General features: G+C 66.2%; 4 protein-coding genes. All 4 read right to left on the reverse strand.

Going from position 1 to position 2,961, the window contains the following annotated elements; all coding sequences use genetic code 11:
• A partial coding sequence (locus N5E02_RS20695) for a helix-turn-helix domain-containing protein (protein ID WP_279946715.1) occupies positions 1-441 on the reverse strand: 441 nt, incomplete at its 3' end.
• Between the two features lie 18 nt (positions 442-459).
• Positions 460-1,245: a type IV pilus biogenesis/stability protein PilW gene (pilW, locus tag N5E02_RS20700; protein ID WP_164093658.1), complete on the reverse strand. Its 786-nt coding sequence runs from the start codon at positions 1,243-1,245 to the stop codon at positions 460-462.
• Entirely contained in the window at positions 1,232-2,437 is a 1,206-nt protein-coding gene (rlmN, locus tag N5E02_RS20705; protein ID WP_005409296.1) for a 23S rRNA (adenine(2503)-C(2))-methyltransferase RlmN, read from the reverse strand. Before rlmN ends, pilW begins: the two co-directional genes overlap by 14 nt.
• 10 nt (positions 2,438-2,447) lie before the next feature.
• A complete protein-coding gene (gene ndk / locus N5E02_RS20710; protein ID WP_005409295.1) occupies positions 2,448-2,873 on the reverse strand; it encodes a nucleoside-diphosphate kinase in 426 nt (141 codons plus the stop codon).
• Between the last annotated feature and the right edge of the window lie 88 nt (positions 2,874-2,961).

Genomic DNA, 2,961 nt, shown 5'->3' on the forward strand with positions numbered 1-2,961 from the left:
CGAGGCGGTGCTCGGCGACGGGGTCGCGCTGCCGTCGAAGTGGCCACGGGTGGCGAACCACACCGGCACCGCCAGCACGGCGGTGATGCCGACATACAGCACGCGCCGACCGAGATTCTCGGCAATGCGGCGCGCACGGGGGGTATGGGTATGGCTGACCAGGGTGGGCGGAACCACCGGGCCGACCTGGGCCTGTTCCAGCAGCTCGCCCACGTCCACGTCGAGCAGGCGTGCATAGCTGCGCAGCTGGCCGCGCACGAACACCGGCGCCCCCAGCTTCTGCCATTGTTCCTCTTCCAGCGACTTGACCACCTGGACCGGCATGCGCAGGCGCGAGCCGACATCTTCGAGGGTCAGTCCGGCCGCTTCACGGGCCTGGCGCAGGCGGGTGCCGCAGCCGGCCGCAGTCTCGAGAGCGCTCACAGTCTGGTCATCAATCACAATGCATCAACCCTGGAGTTAGGAGCCCGCTTCCTGCGGAAATTCCTGTCGAATCCGCTGCAGATAACGATCAGATGCCGCCCGATCGCCCAGCTTCACTTCGATTTGAGACGCAAGTTGTAACACGGAACGCGTTGCGGGTGCAGCCGCAATCCTACGTTCGGCGAACGCCCGGGCCTCCATGTAGCGGCCCTGGCGGAAGCTCAGCTGGGCCATCGACTCCAGCGCAACCGGGTTGGCCGGCGCCGCGACGAGTGCCGCGCGCAGGTCGCGCTCGGCACGTTCGAGCTGCCCAGCGTCCAGTGCGCAGCTGCCGGCATTGGCCTGCGCTTCGCCCGGGGTGGCATAGCCCGGCGCCTGCAGCGCCCGGTCGAACCAGACCAGCGATTCGGCCGACTGGCCCTGCTGGCACAACCAGGCACCGTAGTTGTTGAGCACGTCCCCGCGCTGCGGCGCCAGCTCGGCGGCCTTGCGGAAATTCTCGCCCGCCTGGCGGGTGCGGCCACGACGGTCATCGATGCCGGCCTGCAGCACCAGCGCATCGGGCGCCTCGGGCGCCAGCTTCAGCGCTTCGCGCACCTTGCGCTCGGCGGCGTCGAGATTGCCGACCTGCATGTCACGGGTCGCCAGGGTCAACAGGTCGCGCCAGCGCACTTCGCGCCGCACGCTTTCCGGGTCAGCCACCGAATAGACCGGCGCCTGGCTCGGCCCAAGCTTGGCCTTGGGATGGGATTTGCAGCCGCCGACCGCAACGGCCAGCCCGCCTGCGAACAGAACCAGCCAGAGGCGGTCAGGCCGCGGCATCGCTCCCCTTCCCCGCCTGCAGCGTCTTGTTGAACTCCGCCTGGCGGCGGGTGCGGTCCATCACCTGGCCCTTGAGCTGGCCACAGGCGGCGTCGATGTCGTCGCCACGGGTGCGGCGGACCATGGTCAGCACGTTGCTGTCGAGCAGGATCTTCTGGAAGGCACGGATGTGCGCTTCTTCCGAACGCTCGTAGCGGGTGCCCGGGAACGGGTTGAACGGGATCAGGTTGACCTTGCCCGAATCCTTGGCCTGCACCGCGTTGTCGAACTGGCGCATCAGGCGGGCCAGCTCGCGGGCATGCTCGGGCTTGTCGTTGATGCCCTTCATCAGGGTGTATTCAAAGGTGACCGACTCGCGGCGCTTGTTGGCGCGCAGGTAGCGTGCGCACGAGGCCATCAGCTCGGCGATCGGGTACTTCTTGTTGAGCGGCACCAGCGTCTCGCGCAGCGCGTCGTTCGGCGCATGCAGCGACACCGCCAGCGACACGTCGCTTTCGGCAGACAGGCGGTCGATCTGCGGCACCAGGCCAGAGGTCGACAGGGTCACGCGCTTGTTGGCCAGGCCGTAGCCCAGGTCGTCGCGCATCACGCTCATGGCGCGCACGACGTTGTCGAAATTCATCAGCGGCTCGCCCATGCCCATCATCACCACGTTGGTGAGGCGGCGCATCTGGTGCGGCACGTTGCCCAGGTGGCGTGCGGCAACCCACACCTGGCCGATGATCTCGGCGGTGGTCAGGTTGCGGTTGAAGCCCTGGGTAGCGGTGGAGCAGAACGTGCAGTTCAGGCCGCAACCGACCTGCGAGGACACGCACAGCGTGCCGCGGGTCTTGTCCGGGATGTACACGGTCTCGATGGCGTTCTTGCCATCCACGCCCATCGCCAGCAGCCACTTGTGGGTACCGTCGGCGGAGGGCTTGTCGAACACGATGTTGGGAACCAGCACCTCGGCATGGGCCTGCAGCTTGGCGCGCAGGACCTTGCCGAGGTCGGTCATTTCATCGAAATCGGTGACGTAGCGATGGTGGATCCACTTCATCACCTGATGGGCACGGAACTTCTTTTCGCCGAGAACCTCGACGAAAAACTTCTCCAGGCCCGCGCGATCAAGGTCGAGCAGGTTCTGCTTGCCAGCCGTGGGTGCCGACTTCGGCAGCGGCTGGATGGCGGGGGACTGTACGACCTCGTTCACGGCATTACTCTCAGCGCGAGACGACTTCGGTGGCGGCGAAGAAGTAGGCGATCTCAATCGCGGCATTCTCGACCGAGTCCGAGCCGTGGGCGGCGTTGGCATCGATGGATTCGGCGAAGTCGGCGCGGATGGTGCCCGGCGCGGCTTCCTTCGGGTTGGTGGCGCCCAGCAGGTCGCGGTGGGCCAGAACGGCGTTCTCGCCTTCCAGGGCCTGGATCATCACCGGGCCGGAGATCATGAACTCGACCAGCGCGTTGAAGAACGGACGCTCGCGGTGCACGGCGTAGAAGCCTTCGGCTTCACGACGGGACAGCTGCTTGTACTTGGCGGCCACGACCTTCAGGCCGGCCTTCTCGAAGCGGGCGTAGATTTCGCCGATGACGTTCTTGGCAACGGCGTCCGGCTTGATGATCGAAAGGGTGCGCTCCAGCGCCATGGGATGTCTCCAATGGAATCGGGCCGCTGATGGCCCGAAGGGTAACATGAAAAAAACCCGCGTCGGGACGCGGGCTTAGCCTGATAAA

The organism is Stenotrophomonas sp. GD03777 (assembly GCF_029842485.1).
Taxonomy (GTDB): Bacteria; Pseudomonadota; Gammaproteobacteria; order Xanthomonadales; family Xanthomonadaceae; genus Stenotrophomonas; species Stenotrophomonas sepilia.